This is a genomic window from Pontibacter indicus (assembly GCF_900156345.1).
Lineage (GTDB): Bacteria > Bacteroidota > Bacteroidia > Cytophagales > Hymenobacteraceae > Pontibacter > Pontibacter indicus.
The window spans coordinates 337,156-353,330 of sequence record NZ_FTPP01000001.1 but is presented as its reverse complement, the minus strand read 5'-3'; the positions used below and the strand labels follow the sequence as shown (position 1 = coordinate 353,330).

General features: G+C 51.6%; 16 protein-coding genes and 1 other RNA gene. 8 read left to right on the top strand and 9 right to left on the bottom strand.

The features are described 5' to 3' along the window. Nucleotides 1-121: 121 nt before the first annotated feature. The 4 genes from B0B12_RS01510 to ffs all read right to left on the bottom strand — a co-directional run bounded on the left by B0B12_RS01510 (nt 122) and on the right by ffs (nt 2,149). Nucleotides 122-835, bottom strand: coding sequence for a cell division ATP-binding protein FtsE (locus tag B0B12_RS01510; RefSeq protein ID WP_076665737.1), 714 nt, complete (start codon nt 833-835; stop codon nt 122-124). A 7-nt stretch (nt 836-842) separates the two neighbouring features. After that, complete coding sequence (locus B0B12_RS01505; RefSeq protein WP_076665736.1) at nt 843-1,046, bottom strand: fructose-6-phosphate aldolase; 204 nt, start codon at nt 1,044-1,046, stop codon at nt 843-845. A 140-nt stretch (nt 1,047-1,186) separates the two neighbouring features. Beyond that, nucleotides 1,187-1,843, bottom strand: a complete 657-nt coding sequence (gene fsa / locus B0B12_RS01500; RefSeq protein WP_076665735.1) for a fructose-6-phosphate aldolase — start codon at nt 1,841-1,843, stop codon at nt 1,187-1,189. Between the two features lie 208 nt (nt 1,844-2,051). After that, nucleotides 2,052-2,149, bottom strand: an RNA gene (ffs, locus tag B0B12_RS01495) — signal recognition particle sRNA small type. Between the two features lie 796 nt (nt 2,150-2,945). Between ffs and B0B12_RS20175 the strand changes: the two genes are divergently transcribed. From B0B12_RS20175 to B0B12_RS01470, 7 genes are all read left to right on the top strand, one after another. Then, nucleotides 2,946-3,095, top strand: coding sequence for a hypothetical protein (locus B0B12_RS20175; protein WP_170871798.1), 150 nt, complete (start codon nt 2,946-2,948; stop codon nt 3,093-3,095). Nucleotides 3,096-3,207: 112 nt separating this feature from the next. Further along, nucleotides 3,208-4,737 (top strand): glutamine-hydrolyzing GMP synthase, encoded by a 1,530-nt coding sequence (gene guaA, locus B0B12_RS01490; protein WP_076665734.1) that lies wholly within the window; start codon nt 3,208-3,210, stop codon nt 4,735-4,737. 179 nt (nt 4,738-4,916) lie between these two features. After that, a complete protein-coding gene (locus B0B12_RS01485) occupies nt 4,917-6,620 on the top strand; it encodes an ABC transporter substrate-binding protein (RefSeq protein ID WP_244554559.1) in 1,704 nt (567 codons plus the stop codon). A gap of 135 nt (nt 6,621-6,755) precedes the next feature. Continuing rightward, nucleotides 6,756-8,054 (top strand): glutamate-1-semialdehyde 2,1-aminomutase, encoded by a 1,299-nt coding sequence (gene hemL, locus B0B12_RS01480; RefSeq protein ID WP_076665733.1) that lies wholly within the window; start codon nt 6,756-6,758, stop codon nt 8,052-8,054. Nucleotides 8,055-8,106: 52 nt separating this feature from the next. After that, a complete protein-coding gene (locus B0B12_RS20170; RefSeq protein ID WP_170871797.1) occupies nt 8,107-8,244 on the top strand; it encodes a hypothetical protein in 138 nt (45 codons plus the stop codon). 132 nt (nt 8,245-8,376) lie between these two features. Then, on the top strand, nt 8,377-8,913 hold the full coding sequence (gene dcd / locus B0B12_RS01475; protein WP_076665732.1) for a dCTP deaminase: 537 nt from the start codon (nt 8,377-8,379) through the stop codon (nt 8,911-8,913). 216 nt (nt 8,914-9,129) lie between these two features. Further along, nucleotides 9,130-9,576, top strand: a complete 447-nt coding sequence (locus B0B12_RS01470; RefSeq protein WP_076665731.1) for a hypothetical protein — start codon at nt 9,130-9,132, stop codon at nt 9,574-9,576. A 63-nt stretch (nt 9,577-9,639) separates the two neighbouring features. Here the strand turns inward: B0B12_RS01470 and gldC are convergent, their stop codons facing one another. Further along, nucleotides 9,640-9,981 (bottom strand): gliding motility protein GldC, encoded by a 342-nt coding sequence (gene gldC, locus B0B12_RS01465; RefSeq protein WP_076665730.1) that lies wholly within the window; start codon nt 9,979-9,981, stop codon nt 9,640-9,642. Nucleotides 9,982-10,059: 78 nt separating this feature from the next. On the opposite strand from gldC, the gene B0B12_RS01460 reads away from it, so the two are divergent. Next, nucleotides 10,060-11,100, top strand: coding sequence for an endonuclease/exonuclease/phosphatase family protein (locus B0B12_RS01460; protein WP_076665729.1), 1,041 nt, complete (start codon nt 10,060-10,062; stop codon nt 11,098-11,100). A 96-nt stretch (nt 11,101-11,196) separates the two neighbouring features. Here B0B12_RS01460 and dnaN read toward each other — a convergent pair whose 3' ends face one another. From dnaN to gldA, 4 genes are all read right to left on the bottom strand, one after another. Beyond that, nucleotides 11,197-12,321, bottom strand: coding sequence for a DNA polymerase III subunit beta (gene dnaN, locus B0B12_RS01455; protein ID WP_076665728.1), 1,125 nt, complete (start codon nt 12,319-12,321; stop codon nt 11,197-11,199). 106 nt (nt 12,322-12,427) lie between these two features. Next, complete coding sequence (gene gldG / locus B0B12_RS01450) at nt 12,428-14,128, bottom strand: gliding motility-associated ABC transporter substrate-binding protein GldG (protein WP_076665727.1); 1,701 nt, start codon at nt 14,126-14,128, stop codon at nt 12,428-12,430. Further along, entirely contained in the window at nt 14,122-14,850 is a 729-nt protein-coding gene (gene gldF, locus B0B12_RS01445; protein WP_076665726.1) for a gliding motility-associated ABC transporter permease subunit GldF, read from the bottom strand. The genes gldG and gldF overlap by 7 nt, the downstream gene beginning before the upstream one ends. Nucleotides 14,851-15,143: 293 nt before the next feature. Further along, nucleotides 15,144-16,055 carry a gliding motility-associated ABC transporter ATP-binding subunit GldA gene (gene gldA / locus B0B12_RS01440; protein WP_076665725.1) on the bottom strand — a complete coding sequence of 304 codons (912 nt, stop codon included), beginning with the start codon at nt 16,053-16,055 and terminating at the stop codon, nt 15,144-15,146. Nucleotides 16,056-16,175: the final 120 nt, after the last annotated feature.

Below are 16,175 nucleotides of genomic sequence, written 5' to 3'. Positions count from 1 at the left end.
GGCATGAAAGCTAAGAATGCGGAGCAACAGACTCAAGTGGAGTTAAGCTCTCCTAATGGCTCGTGCCAAAGCTAATTACCAAGCCACCTTTCGAAAAGTCTTTTGTCAAATAGTCAAAAAACTAATACCCGGTCGTCAGGTTAAAGTCTTCCACCTTGGAGTCGAGCACTTTGCCGTTCTCGCATTTGAGTACGCGGTGCGGGTAGCGGTGAATGATCTCGTAGTTGTGGGTTGCCATCAGTACGGCTGTGCCGCTGTTGTTGATCTCGTTGAAGAGTTGCATGATGCCGTCGGCCACGATCGGGTCGAGGTTACCGGTAGGTTCGTCGGCCAGCAGGATAACCGGCTCGTTGAGGAGCGCGCGGGCAACCACAATGCGCTGTTGCTCGCCTCCTGAGAGTTGGTGCGGCAGTTTGGTGGCAGCGGCAGCGAGTCCCACCCGCATGAGTACTTCTGTGATGCGCTGCTTGCGCTTCGATTTGTCTTTCCAGCCCGTGGCTTTCAGCACAAAAGCCAGGTTCTCGGCCACCGTGCGGTCGAAAAGAAGCTGAAAGTCCTGAAACACAATGCCGATCTTGCGGCGCAGGTAAGGCACCTGCTTGCGCGGCAATTTGCTCAGCTTGAAATCGGCAATATGACCCACGCCAGTCTGGAGAGGCAGATCGCCGTAGAGGGTTTTGAGCAGCGAGCTTTTACCGCTACCTGTGCGCCCCACCAGGTATACGAACTCGCCCTTGTCAATGTCGAAGTTGACATTGCTCAGCACAGTGTTCACATCCTGGTAAATAGCCACGTCGCGTAGCGACACTACAGGGTTGGAAGAAGAAAAGCTCATAAGAAAATTAAATGTCTAGTTGCTGCAGTTTACCAAACTCAAGGGACTCGATCAGTGCCGCCAATTCCTCCTCCTTGCCCTCCAGACCATAGCGGTCGAGGTTCTTGAGCGGGCGGTCTGCCCTAAAGTAGGCGATCAGCACGAAGTTATCGTCGCGCAGCTGAATGTAATCCGGAATTTTGGCCTTGCCCTTTACTTTGATGATGTACATCTTTTTTGAATGAATAATGAGTAGTGACTAATGAATAATTGATCTGATATAGAATGGATAATGATTAATGAAGCAGAATGTTTAAGTATTATACCTTATTCACTATACTTCATTAACCATTACTCATTAGTCATTCATTATTACTTATTTCCTTTGGCGTGGTCGGCCAGGAACTTCTGCAGACCGATGTCAGTCAGTGGGTGGTTCAGCAGGCCCGTGATCACAGAAAGCGGGCAGGTTACCACATCGGCACCCAGCTCAGCGCACTGCACCAAGTGCATCACGTGACGCACAGAGGCAGCCAGCACCTGTGTCTGGTAACCGTAGTTGCCATAAATGTGCACGATCTGCTCGATCAGCTGCAATCCGTCTGTTGACACGTCATCCAGACGACCTACGAAAGGAGACACATATGTAGCACCTGCCTTGGCAGCCAGAATAGCCTGACCGGCAGAGAACACCAGCGTACAGTTGGTCTTAATGCCACGCTCGCTGAAGTGACGGATCGCCTTCACGCCGTCGCGAATCATGGGCACTTTCACCACAATGTTCGGGTGCAGCTCGGCCAGCAGTTCGCCTTCACGCACCATGCCTTCATAATCTGTCGCGATTACTTCCGCGCTGATGTCGCCATCCACGATTTCGCAAATCTGCTTGTAGTGCGCCATCACGTTGTCGTGTCCGAAGATGCCTTCTTTGGCCATCAGCGATGGGTTGGTGGTAACACCGTCGAGCACACCGAGGTCGTGCGCTTCCTGAATTTCCTGCAGGTTTGCAGTATCAACAAAGAATTTCATAATGCTGAGGATGTAGATTTTCCTACAAATCTAACGCAATATGCCCTAAGTCAAAAGACATTGCACAAAAGATGCGGGACAAATAAGGTATAAGGCCTTTATCGCGGGTTAACCGACTACAGGACATGGTATAGTGAAGGAGAGCGAGCGCTGTTTGGCTTAACAAGAAAGACCGGCAGCGGGCCGGTCAGAAAAGTAGGGGCAAAAAAAAGTGGCAAACCAACATCGCGCCGCATCGACCGTCTACCCTTGCTGCCTTCCGGCCCTGGGGGAGTTCGACGGGAGCTGGCCGTGCCGATTTGCCGTTACAAAAGTACGAAGAATATCTTTCAGTGCAAGCATCTTTTAAAGATTTATCTGTTAGAATTGCCGTTTGGAGGCGTTCATGCTACTAATCAGGTTGTTTAGTTTTGGATGAAGGTATTTGATGTCTCGTGAATGGCACGTCTGAATCAGGATTTACCGGATTAGAGGATTGACAGGATTGATATCGATGTTAAGGATAGCGGACCTCGCAGTGTGTTTAGACTTGCGAGCGTCTAACAGAACAGCGGTAAATGAGCAGAGACAGGTATAGTTAGACGCTCGCGGGAGCTGCGCACACCGCGAGGTCTGCAGCTTGGCTGAATCTATACACAGGGCCCCTGCCTCAAGGATTTACGGGATTTTCGTGCACGATTGACACACCCCTACCCCTCTCGAGAGGGGACTTTTCTGTAGCTGCTATACCTATTGTATAGACTCTGTAGCTTCTGTTTTGCTACACCGGATCCAACCACCCCTAACCCCTCCTTGTCTAAGGCGAGGAACCTTGTGTTGCCATTTAATTAGGTATAAGCTCTATAGTATAGTGCTATATTCAGGCATGATTCTGTCATTTCGAGCGCCAGTGAGAAATCCGCCGCCCAGTCTCAATAATCCAGATTTCTCCCGCTGGTCGAAATGACAGTTACGAGTAGGTATAGCAAGAATAACTTGCACGCTCACTACAAAGTGGATAGCAGTGCCAGGTGCACCAAACGACACTCCACTGTTTGAGCGTTCAGCGAGTGGGGGTAGGGGCCCTCGATTTGGAGGGTCTTGATTTTTTTGCTCACTTTTTGTGTCAAGACAAAAAGTGAGTGCCCGCCGCACAGGCGAAGCTACAAAGCAATACAGCTTAAGGTATAGAATGACCGAAGCTACGCCAGGTATAGGTATAGGTATAGGTAAAGGTATACCTGACACTGGGCCAGAGACCCCACTATATTAGTCACGAGCGAGGACACTCGCGCCATACCCCGCCGGTCAGGCGCAAAATCCCTACTTCAAAACATATCTCCCCTATTTTTGGCAAAAAAGCCTAAAGTGCCTTACCTTTGCGCATGCCAGAAAAAATACTGATTCTCGATTTCGGCTCCCAGTACACCCAGTTGATCGCCAGACGGGTGCGCGAGCTAAATGTGTATTGTGAGATTTACCCTTACAATAATGTTCCGGAACTAACGGAAGATGTGAAAGGCGTTATTCTATCGGGTAGCCCCTGCTCGGTGCGCGACCACGAACACCCCACCATCGACCTGAACCAGTTTATGGGCAAACTGCCCCTGCTGGGCGTGTGCTACGGCGCACAATTGATCGCCTTCGAGCACCAGGGCGAAGTGACTCCCTCCACTATCCGCGAATACGGCCGCGCCAGACTCTCTGAACTGCACACCGCCAATCGCCTGATGAAAGAACTCACACCGGGTTCAGTGGTTTGGATGTCGCATGGCGATACCATCAAGGAAATTCCAGACAATTTTGAAGTAATAGCCAGTACAGAAACCGTGCGCGTAGCCGCTTACAAGCTGCGCGATCAGGAAACTTACGGTATTCAGTTCCACCCGGAAGTAACGCACTCTGACGAGGGCAAAACCCTGCTTCGCAATTTTGTGGTGCACATCTGCGGTTGCCAGCAGGACTGGACCTCCGAGCAGTTTGTGGACGCTACCGTGGCTGAACTGAAAGAGCAATTAGGCAACGATAAGGTCGTGCTTGGCCTTTCTGGCGGTGTGGACTCAAGCGTAGCTGCCATGCTGATTCACCAAGCCATTGGCGAGAACCTGTACTGCATTTTCGTAGACAACGGACTGCTGCGCAAAGACGAGTTCGAATCAGTGCTCGATTCTTACAAGCACATGGGTCTGAACGTGAAAGGTGTGGATGCCAAAGACCGTTTCTACTCCGCACTCGCCGGTATCTCTGACCCCGAAGGCAAGCGTAAAGCGATCGGCCGCGTGTTCATTGAGGTGTTCGATGATGAAGCGCACAAGATAGAAGGTGTGAAATGGCTCGGCCAAGGTACGATCTACCCGGACGTAATCGAGTCACTGAGCGTGAAAGGTCCTTCTGCTACCATCAAGTCGCACCACAACGTGGGCGGCCTTCCTGATTTTATGAAACTGAAAGTGGTGGAGCCTCTCAAGACGCTTTTCAAAGACGAAGTGCGTTTAGTAGGCAGAACCCTGAAGATTGACGAAAACATTCTCGGCCGCCATCCTTTCCCTGGTCCGGGTCTGGCTATCCGTATTCTGGGCGATATCACACCGGAAAAGGTACACATCCTGCAGCAGGTTGATCACATCTTTATCAGCAACCTGAAGAAAACCGGTCTGTATGACGAGGTATGGCAGGCAGGCGCTATCCTGACTCCGCTGCAATCAGTAGGTGTGATGGGCGATGAGCGTACCTACGAGAATGTGGTGGCCCTCCGCGCCGTGACCTCCATCGACGGTATGACGGCAGACTGGAGCCGTTTACCGTATGAGTTCCTGGCCGATGTATCGAACGAGATCATCAACAAGGTAAAAGGCGTAAACCGCGTGGTATACGACATCAGCTCGAAACCACCGGCTACCATCGAGTGGGAATAATTTATTGAGTGAGTTAGTGAATGAGTGAATGGTTTAATTGTTAAATGGCTGAATTGTTGATTAAGCTTTAATAAAACGGCTATTATCAAGTGTTTAGGTTTAATTTGATCGAATTAATCACTCACCAAAGCAATAATCACTCAATCGCTAACTCACTCAATCGCTAAATAGAATAAAACATGAAAGGAAGCTTTTTGAAGCATGCGGCAGGTTTGCTGCTAATGGCTGCGCTTGCGCTGCCAGCACAGGCCCAGCAGGATTACAGCACGACTTATAGCAATGGCAAGGTCCTGATCGAGCGTGAGCAGTACGATAAGGCCATGGCCGAGCTTTTGCCAATCACACAGGCTGGACCTAAAAATCAGTATGCTCCTGAGGCTTCCTACCTTTATTCCGTAGCGGCGCTTAAGGCCAACAAACTTCCGGAGGCACGCCGCATGCTGCAACAGCTGCAGGGGCAGCACCCCAACTGGCCTAACCAGGCCGAAGCGAGTTATCTGCTCGGCAACGTACTCTTTGAGCAGGGTGAATACGAGCAGGCGCTGGCCGAACTGAACAGCCTCCGCTCCACCAAACTGCAGGGCGATGTTGAAAAGCTGAAGCGCCACTACCTGATGCGCATCACCGAACGCGCCACCTTCGAGCAGCTACTACAGCGCTACCCGGATGACAAAGCCGTAGCCCAGACCTTCGCTGACAAGCTGCTGGCTGGCTGGTACCGCCCGGAAGACAGGTCCACGCTGGAGGACATTGTAACGAAGCACCGCCTGGACCGCAACCGCTACCTGAGTGCCAACGCCATGCGCAAGCAGGCCTACAGTGTGGCCACGCTCCTACCCTTTCAACTGGATCAGGACCCAGGTCAGGCTGCCCGCAAAAACCAGTTTGCCACCGACCTCTACGCCGGCATGAAAATGGCGCAGGACTCCCTTAAACGACAAGGCATCAACATCAATCTGTATGCATACGATGCAGGCACCGACACCACAGCCGTAAAGCGTCTACTGGAAACCCCGGAACTGAAAGGTATGGACCTGGTCATCGGGCCCGTTTACAGGTCGGCGGCCAAAATTGCAGGCCGCTTCGCAGCGCAGAACAACGTGAATACGATCAACCCCCTTTCGCAGGACCTGGAAGTAGCTGGCGAGAACCCGAACGTATTTCTGTTCGAGTCTTCGGTAGCGACACAGGCACGCCAGGCGGCGACATACGCCTACCATACTTTTGAGCCGAAAACAGCTGTCATTCTGTATGAAAACAGCAAGGATGATATCGCGTTCAGCCAACATTACCGTGACCATTTCCTGAAACTGGGGGGTAAGGTAGCGGCTTTCAAAAAGATAACCTCTACGCAGAGTGCTGCCACTGCCGCTGTTTTCAAAGAGCTGAAACTGGAGAATGTGGGCCATCTGGCTGTCTTCTCAGACCAGATGACGGCTGCTGCCAACACCGTCAGCACCCTACAGTCCAGGGCAGCCACGCTCCCACTCGTTACCTTCGAGAGTTGGCTGGGCATAGGTCAGCTGACGCTACGCCAGCTCGATGATTTGGAGATCTACTTCGTGAACCCGAAATACATTGATCAGATGAGCCCGGCGGTGCGTCATTTCCGCAAAAAATACGCGGCCAGGTATAACATGCCGCCATCGCCCTATGCCTATGCGGGTTTTGAGATGCTTTATTATTTCGGAACCTTACTCCAGAGTTATGGTCCGCGCTTTAATCTGGCGCTGGGCTCAGAGGGGCTCAGACCGGGTGTTTTCTACAAGGGCATAGGCTATACCGATCGCTCCGCCCAAAACCAGGTGCACCACGACAATCAGTACATCCCGATCACCAAGCTGGAGAACCTGCAGCTTACGGTGGTGAATCCGGTTTTTTAATTCTCCGAATCTCGTAACATTTAGCAAGCAGTATACCTTCACCTTAAACTCTCAGGGTTCCACCAGGAAAGCCGGGTTACTTTAAGGTGTGGGATTTGCTTCGTATCTTTAACAAAACACAAGCATATCGATATCATGAAAATAGCTCCAATCAGCGAAGAACTTTTCCAGCGTGCGCAAAACTCCATACCGGGCGGTGTAAACTCGCCTGTCCGTGCCTTCCGGGCTGTGGGCGGCAATCCGCGCTTTATGGTTTCGGCTAAGGGTCCTTATATGTATGACGAGGACGGCAACCGTTACATGGAGTTCATCAACTCCTGGGGGCCGATGATCCTGGGTCATGCCGCTGAGGTGGTGCAGGAAGCTGTGCAGCAGGCTATACCTAATTCCCTCTCGTTTGGTGCTCCTACCCGCAAGGAAATTGAGATCGCGGAGCTGATCGTGGACATGGTGCCTTCGATTGAGAAAGTGCGCATGGTGAACTCCGGTACGGAAGCCACTATGTCGGCTGTGCGTGTGGCCAGAGGCTATACCGGCCGCAACAAAATGATCAAGTTCGAGGGCTGCTACCACGGTCACGGCGACTCTTTCCTGATCGCTGCCGGTAGTGGCGCCATTACGCTTGGCGTTCCGGATAGCCCGGGCGTGACGCAGGGCGTAGCCGCCGATACGCTCACCGCTCCGTTCAATGATTTGGAAGCAGTAAAGACACTGGTAGAAGCTAACAAAGATCAGGTAGCAGCCATCATTCTGGAGCCAGTGGCCGGCAACATGGGCTTGGTGCTGCCAGCGCCAGGCTTCCTGCAGGGTCTGCGTGACCTCTGCACCAAAGAAGGCATTGTGCTGATATTTGACGAAGTGATGACGGGCTTCCGTCTGGCTCCGGGTGGCGCGCAGCAATTGTTCGGCGTGACGCCGGATATGACCACACTCGGTAAGATCATCGGCGGAGGTATGCCCGTAGGTGCTTACGGTGGCAAGAAAGAGATCATGAACTTTGTGGCGCCAGCCGGCCCTGTCTACCAGGCAGGCACGCTCTCCGGCAACCCGATTGCCATGTCGGCAGGTATGGCGATGCTACAGTACCTGCAAAGCCATCCGGAGGTATACACCACACTGGAGCAGACTACTACTAATATGGTGAACGGCATGAATCAAAACATGCAGGAACTTGGCCTGAACTTTACGATCAACCACGTAGGCTCCATGTTCAGCATCTTCTTCACCTCACAAGCTGTAACGGACTTCGAGAGCGCCAAAACTTCCGATACGGCTATGTTCGGTCGTTACTTCAACAGCATGCTGCAGCGCGGCGTATACCTGGCCCCGTCGCAGTACGAGTCGCTGTTCGTGTCTACCGCCATTACCGACGAGTTGGTGCAAGAGTACATCAAAGCTAACGGCGAGGCGTTAAAAGAGGCATTACTGCGATAAGCTATCCATTGGATATTTGGGAACGGCAGCTCTACGAAGGGCTGCCGTTTTTTTGATTAGGTATAGCAAGGAGCTGCTAGTATGCTTCTCAACGCTAGATCCTGGTAGCTCACCAGGTATAGGTATAGGTATAGGTATAGGTATAGGTATAGGTATAGGTATAGGTATAGGTATAGGTACAGCTTCGTAGTTGGAGAGATACTAATGAGACAAAGTCTCTGACACCGTTATTATTGCACCTCCTTGTGGACCAACAATCAACAATTAACAATCAACAATTCACCCATTTTGCTTACTTTTACGGTCATAACATTGCACCCCCATGATACTTACAGATAAGCAGATTTTAGAAGAGATTGAGAAAGGCACCATTCTGATCGAGCCGTTTAAGCGTTCCAGCCTGGGCACCAACTCTTACGACGTACACCTGGGCCGCTACCTGGCCACTTACCGCAACGAAGTGCTGGATGCCCGCCAGCACAACGAGATTGATGTTTTTGAGATTCCGGAAGAAGGTTTCGTCCTGCAGCCCAACACGCTATACCTGGGTGTGACCCTGGAGTACACCGAAACGCACGCGCACGTGCCTTTCCTAGAGGGCAAATCGAGTGTGGGCCGTTTGGGCATTGACATTCATGCTACGGCCGGCAAGGGCGACGTGGGCTTCTGCAATACCTGGACCCTGGAGATTTCGGTGACCCAGCAGGTGCGCGTGTACCATGGCATGCCGATCGGACAGCTGATCTATTTTGAAGTAAAAGGCGGTATTGAGAACTACTACAACAGTAAATCTAACGCCAAATACAACAACCGCACGACCAAGCCCGTCGAGTCGATGATGTGGCGGAACGAGTGGTAAAATCCAAAATAAAATCAAAAAAAGAGGTCAAATGGGCATCCATTTGGCCTCTTTGGCATTATTTCTGCACTATTTAGTCTGTATTCAACACTGGGGATTCAGCACAAAAAAAATTCTAAAAGGCCGGAATCATTTACAGACAAGCCACGTTTTAAAACTGTGCTGCCCCAGAAAAGAATCTGAAAAAGCACTGACAACACCAAAAACACTACAATTATGAAAAAGCTACTGGTAACAACATTGATGGTATTCGGAACCGTATTCGGCGTATTCGCTACAGGTAACAACATAACTGTTGTTGCTGAGAAGCGTGCCAACCACCTTTCTGAGCAGATGATTCGTGAGCTTCGTCTGAATAACTACCAGGCTAACAAAGTTAGAGAGATCAATTTGGACGTAGCAGCTAAAATCACTGCCATCGAGCAAAAGAACGCTGGAAACGAGCAGCTGATTGCAGAGGAGTGCAAAGGCGTACTGGCTGCCCGTGACCTGCAGTTTGAAGATATCCTGAGCACTGTACAGTACAACGACTACTTTGGCGACCGCAAAATGTACTCTAAAGTAGACCGTGAGTTTGTAGCGAGCCTCGACCAGACAGGCTCACAGGATCTGGCCTCTGACCAGAAAGCTGAAAAAAACGCGCTCGCCTCTAACGTAAACTAGACCCAATCAGACTTCTTAAAAGCATAAAAGCCACCTCTTAGGGTGGCTTTCATTATTTATAGGCTAGTTGTTTTCCTTTTTGCGCTCTTCTTCCACGTGGTTCATCAGGTCCTCGCAAAGGGCGCGCATCTTATCGGCCATTACCTTGTCGCTGGTAGCTGTGGCAATGCTTTGCGCCATGGCACCGATCGTATCAATGTAAAAGTACTTCATTTCGTCGATCGGCATGTCCTTCGTCCACAGGTCAATCTTCATCGTACCTGCCTCGTCACGGTCCCACAAAGAGATGTTGATGGCCTTGGCAAAATGAATCTTCTCGCCTGCGTCAGTGGCTCTCCAACTGATGGCTTCCGGTATGCGCTGCTCGTCAAGCGCTATGCTAAAGTATATCTCAGACTTCTTCATTTTCTTTTCTTTTTAAACTTTGGGCTATATATATCTCGTACTATGCTTGAAAACTAAAACCAAGTACAAAGTTACGCGATGCGCCACGGAATAAAAACCTTCTTATTGCTTTTTAGCCTGACCATCCTCTCGGGATGCGCCAGCTTAACCTCTTCCATCAAAAAACCTAAACTCCATACTGTCGCTTTTTATAATACAGAGAAGCTATACGATACACAGAACGACCCTAAAACAGACGACGACGGCTTTACTCCGGGCGGGGTCATGCAGTGGGACCAGGACAGGTACAAGACCAAAATACGCCATGTAGCACAAGTGATCCAAACCATCGGGGGCAAGAACGGGGCTGATCTGGTTGGGCTAAGTGAAGTGGAAAACCGCCAGGTGCTGGATGACCTGGTGAAATCTTCCCCACTTCGAAAACGCCGCTACGGCATTATCCACCACGACTCACCAGATCCTGAAGGACTCGACGTGGCGCTGCTCTATAATCCAAGAGTGTTCAAGCCAACTTCACATAACAACCTGCCCATCCGGTTCTCTGAGAAGGGCTTCGCTTCGCGCGGCATCCTGCAAGTGAAAGGAACGCTGGCTGGTGAGCCCGTAACGGTGTATGTGAACCATTGGCCGGAAGATCGGGGCAGCGCCACCCTAGGCGCTACCCGCAGACGCGATGCGGCGGCAGAACTGCGTCGGCAAGTGGATGCGCAGCAGAAAGCAGACAAGAACGCGAAAATCATCGTGCTGGGCGACTTTGCGGACGAACCCAATGCTGCAAGCGTAGAAAAGGTACTGAAGGCCACAGGCCGGCCGAATCCGGCTTATCAGAATGAGCTTTTCAATACCTTCTACCTGTGGTTTGTGCAGGGAAAGGGCAGCTTCCATACCCGAAACGACAACAAAATGCGTGACCAGATCATGGTCTCCAAGTCACTGATGAATACCCAGTCAGGCTTGCATTATGTTCACGGCTCGGCCCAAATCCACGACCCGGAATTTGCCAAGTTCACCTTCGGCAGGTATAAGGACACCCCGCGACAGACCTGGTCGCATACCTTATACCTGGGAGGGTATAGCGATCACTTCCCGGTGTACATCAAACTGCAGCAGGCGAAGTAAGCTAGAGGCGCGGAAACGGCACGGAAGAGGTATCTTTTAAAAACAGGAAAGGCGGACCAAATGGCCCGCCTTTCTGCATTAGGAGAAATTATCTTCTTATACGTAATTGTTCAGCATTACAGGCATCACCAGCATCAGAACATTTTCATTATCTTCATTTGCAAGCGGCATGAGCAGGCCAGCACGGTTCGGTGTGGACAGCTCGAAGGAGATTTCATCGGCGTCGATGTTGTTGAGCATCTCGATCAAAAACTTCGCGTTGAAGCCGATTTCCATGTCCTCGCCATCGTACTGGCAGGTCAGGCGCTCGTTTGCCTCGTTTGAGAAGTCGAGGTCTTCAGCAGACACCTGCAACTCAGAGCCTGACAGCTTCAGACGGATCTGGTGCGTGGTTTTGTTTGAGTAAATGGAGATACGACGTACAGAACTCAACAAAGCGGCACGGTCAATCACCAGTTTGTTCGGGTTCTGTACAGGAATCACATTCTCGTAATCCGGGTAGCGCTCGTCGATCAGACGGCAGATCATGCGGATGTTATCGAAGCTGAAGAAGGCGTTTGACTGGTTGAACTCCATGCGTACGGCAGTTGCCTCAGAAGGCAGCGTAGACTTCAGCAGCGTAAAGGCTTTGCGTGGTATGATGAGCGATGCTTCCTGGGCAGTGGCGATGTCGGTACGGCGGAAGCGCAGCAGACGGTGGCCGTCTGTAGCTACGAATGTCACGTTATCAGAGCGCAGCTGTACGAAAATACCCGTCATGGCTGGGCGAAGCTCGTCGTTGCTAACTGCGAAAATGGTCTTGTTGATGGCGCGAGAAAGCACATTGGACGGAATCTCAATGGCACTACCGCCTTTCAGCACAGGTACACGCGGGAAATCAGTTGCATTCTCACCAGATAGCTTGTAGCGGCCGTTTGAGGAACTGATTTCGATGGTATAGGTCTCTTCGTCGATGGTGAAGGTCACCGGCTGGTCCGGCAGGTTCTTCAGGGTCTCGATCAGGATCTTGGCAGGTGCAGCAATGCGGCCGCTCTCCTTCGCCTCTACCTGCAGTTCGGTAATCATGGAAGTCTCCAGGTCACTGGCTGTGATAGTAAGGGTGCTGTTGTTGATCTCGAACAGGAAGTTTTCGAGGATTGGAACCACCGGGTTGTTGGTTACTACCCCGTTTATGCTGGCTAGCTGCTTCAAAAGAGCAGAAGAAGAGACGATAAATTTCATTATGTATAGCTATAATGTTATTTGGACAAAGTTAAAAATATTTCGCATTTAAACTACCTGACACGGGGCGGCATTTCACAATTTCTTTACATACAAGGCAAAAAAATCAGAAGCGTTCGTAGCGACGCTTGCGCAGGTAATAGCGAACCACGCCAAACAGGCCCAGCAGCACGATCGGGGCCACCAGGTTGAGCAGTTGCCAGTACGTACGCTCTTCCTTCACCCGCACCCTGTCCAGCGGCCGCAGCTGGATTTCTTTGCTGCGTACGTTGATCAAGCCCTCAGCGTCCAACAGGTAGTGGATGGTGTTCATGGCCAGCTCGCGGTTGGCAAAAGTCACGTTGTTATACCGGTCGAAGCCCAGTTCGTAGGCCTGTCCGGTGCGTGGGTTCACCTCGTTGCGCACCAGGTCACCATCCGAGAAAACTGCTATTTTGGTCGGCGCGCCCTGCTCCCGCACCTGCGGGTTGGCCGCTCCTTCAGGTGCCCTCCTGTTACGGAAGAGCGAGGTAAAGGCGCCTTCCAGCAGATAACCCACCGCCTGCTGACCGGCCTGGTATTGTTCCGGCTTCACTTCCATACGGGCTTCCTCAAGCGTAAGCGGCACCGGCGCCTGCATCACGCGGGAATAAACCGAGGTATAGACGAGCGGCGTTTTGCGGATGCCGTCGGCCCGCACGGTGTCCATCGTTCCAATAAATTTGGAATAGACCGCGTCGATATTGCGCGTGATCGGGTGCTTGCTGAAGGTATTGAGTAGCGGGTAAAAGCGCCAGTTGATCATCTCTGTCTGCGGCCGTTCGCCCATATACCCCGTTACGATCGGAATAAAACCGGAATTCAGGTCCATGATCATGGTCGGGTTCAGGCGCACGCCGTAGCGGAAAAGCATGTCGTCGAGGTTCAGGTTATACGGCATGGCAAACATGCCGCCAGCCCCAACGCTGTCCATGTTGGCATTGAGGGCATCCACAAAGAAGATGGCCTTGCCCCCGTTCATGATGAACTGGTCGATCTTATACTTATCAGCCTCAGTGAAGGCTTCCGTCGGTTTGGCGATGATGATCAGGTCCAGTCCCTCGAGCGAAGGAATGTCGCGGAGTTCGCCGCGGGCCACCCGGTAAAACTCCTGCAGCGAGCCCAGCAGATCCGTTACATACTGCGTCTCTAACTGCCCCTGGCCGCTGATGTAACCGATGGTCTTGTTTCCCTGAAAAGCCATTTTGCGGATCGCTGTGGCCAGTTCGTACTCCACGCCTTCCACCGACTGGTTCAGGCGCTCATCAGGCGAAGCCGCCAGGTTGCCTTTCAGCAGCATCACGCCGGTTTCTTTGCCTTTGTACATCACGCGGGCACCTGGAAACACTAAGCGCTCCACCTGCTTGCCGCCTTCATTGGCACGCAGGTTCGTCGGCTGTATACCTGCCTGTGCCAGTTTCTGGAAAAACGCCGCCCGCTCCTGCTCGTCCGTGATGTCGTTCGGATCGATGAACTCGTAGCGCACGTTGCCGCCTGAGTAAATGCGGAACTCGTCCAGCGTCTCGCGCACTGACTGCTGCAGGCGCTTGAAACCGGCCGGAAACTCGCCCTCCAGGTATACCTCCACAAACACCTGCTCGGGTAGCTCACCTAGCATTTGTTTGGTGACCGGCGAGATGGTAAAGCGCTTGTCCTCGGTCAGGTCGAGGCGGAAAAAGAAGTTGGATGCCAGCACGTTGAGCAGCACAATGGCCGCCAGCGCGATTAGAAAGCGGGTCAGGTCGCGGCTGCGCTTGTTTTTAGGGATCGTTGCCTGCTCTGTTACCATTTTCGGCTGCTCAATACAAGTTTGGTGGAAAGAATCATGATCGCGATCACACTCAGGAAGTACAGCACGTCACGGGAGTCGATCAGGCCTTTGCTGATGGCCGCATAGTGGTACTCTATACCTAACTGACTGATGAAGTAGCCGCTTCCGCCCCACACAGGTATAGAAGCGATCAGTTCGAAGCCGGCATAGAAGATGTAGCACAGGAAAATGGCAATCACAAAGGAGATGATCTGATTGTCGGAAACGGAGGAGGCAAACACGCCGATGGCCGCAAACACGCCCGCCAGGAATACCAGCCCCAGGTATGAGCCTACCACCGCAGCAGAGTCTACGTTGCCTTGCGGGTTGCCGAGTTCGTACACAGTATAGTAGTAGATCAGGGTAGGTATAAGCGCAAACAGCGCCAGCAGAAGTGCCGCGAAGTATTTGCCCAGGATCAGCTGCAAGTCCGAGATCGGTTTGGTGAGCAGGAGTTCGATGGTGCCTTCGCGCTTCTCTTCGGCAAAGGTCCGCATGGTGATGGCCGGGATCAGAAACAGAAACAGCCAAGGCGCCATGTTAAAGAGCGTCTGCATATCGGCAAAGCCGTAATCAAGCACGTTGCTTTCGGGGAACACCCACATGAACATGCCGATCGCCACCAAAAACACCGTGATCACAATGTAGGCGATCAGGGTGTTCAGGAAACCGTTGAATTCTTTCTTAAGTATAGCGAGCATTAATGTTAATGACTAATGACGAATTATTAATGACTAGTGAGTAATGACGAATGAGTAATTAAGAATAATGAATAATGGGTATTGGTAGAAGTATTATCACTAATGAAAATGGGTATGGAAGGGTGAGTGGAAGAAAATGAACATTATGCCACTCGTTATTAACCGTACTCCAGCTTGCACCTTATACTGGCTCTAGCTTTAATAATTTAACTATTGAATTCCATTCTTCATTAATCATTCTTCATTAATCATTATTCATAATTCATTACTCATTATTCATTTCTCATTATTACTCACTTCGTCAGTTGTTGGAATATCTTTTCGAGGGAGTTTTCTTCGTGCCGCAGGCCTACCAGTGGCCATTGGCGCTCGGCGGCTACCCGGAAAATAGTAGCCCGGATATCGGTGTCCTTGCGCGAAACCACCCGGTAAGTCGTGCCCTCTGCGAGGGTCGCACTCAGCACACCCGGTACCTGCTCCAGGGCCTCCAAAGGGATAGGCTGCTCAAATTCTACCAGGGTTGTCTTTTCGTTGCGGGCGCCGGCCTGCAGACTGGCCACATCGCTATCGGCCACCAGCTTGCCACGGTTGATGATCACGACCCGGTCGCAAATGGCGGTTACCTCCTGCATGATGTGGGTAGAGAAGATCACAGTTTTGTCCTGCCCGATGCGCTTGATCAGGGAGCGTATCTCCACGATCTGGTTCGGGTCGAGGCCAGTAGTAGGTTCATCCAGAATCAGCACCTGTGGGTCGTGCACCAGCGCCTGTGCCAGGCCCACCCGTTGGCGATAGCCTTTGGAAAGTGCTCCGATCTTCTTGCCCTGCTCCAGCGTGAGGCCACACAGCTCCACCATTTCCTGTACCCGCTCCTTTGCCTGTCTGCCTTTCAGGCCGTAGACGGAGGCCACGAATTGCAGGTACTCATGCACGTACATGTCCAGGTATAGCGGGTTGTGCTCCGGCAGGTAACCTACGCTTCGGCGCACGGCGATGGAGTCCTGCACGGCATCGTAGCCGTTCACGAGCACGGTACCGGTGGTAGGCGGTAGGTAGCAGGTCGCGATCTTCATGGTCGTGGACTTTCCGGCACCGTTCGGCCCCAGGAAACCCAGGATCTGTCCCTGCCCCACGCTGAACGAAATATCGTCCACGGCCCGCTGCGATCCGAATATTTTGGTAAGGTTCTTTACTTCAACTGACATTTTTCAGAATGAATAATGAGTAATGAGTAATGAAGCGTGTGAGAGTAGCAATCAGCAATAATGAATGGATAGCAGAGAATAAGTAATTATTGTTATTCATTAGTCATTCATAATTCCTCA